Genomic DNA, 243 nt, shown 5'->3' with positions numbered 1-243 from the left:
CTATATCCATTTATTAATTGTGATTGCCATTGCTCATTTGCTTCAGCTTGTTCTGGCTGATTGTAAAAAAGCTCGCGTTGTTGGTTTTTAGTGGTGAATTCAGCGTCTTCTTCTGGGCCATGAGCTACGGGCTGCCTCTGCGAATACTTTATAGAACATAAGCTTAGGGTAGTGGCTTTACTACTTATTCTCACGCCATTGGGCTTGTCCTGAACCAAGTTCGTGTAATACGCGACCTGTAAA

General features: G+C 42.8%; 1 protein-coding gene. It reads right to left on the bottom strand.

Translation table 11 applies throughout. The annotated features are described in order from the left end of the window. On the bottom strand, positions 1-194 hold a 194-nt coding region (locus H5232_RS23855), incomplete at its 3' end, for a hypothetical protein (protein ID WP_182795049.1). Positions 195-243: the final 49 nt, after the last annotated feature.

The organism is Pseudoalteromonas sp. SG41-5 (assembly GCF_014164495.1).
Taxonomy (GTDB): Bacteria; Pseudomonadota; Gammaproteobacteria; order Enterobacterales; family Alteromonadaceae; genus Pseudoalteromonas; species Pseudoalteromonas rhizosphaerae.
This window is presented reverse-complemented; position numbering and strand designations above follow the sequence as displayed.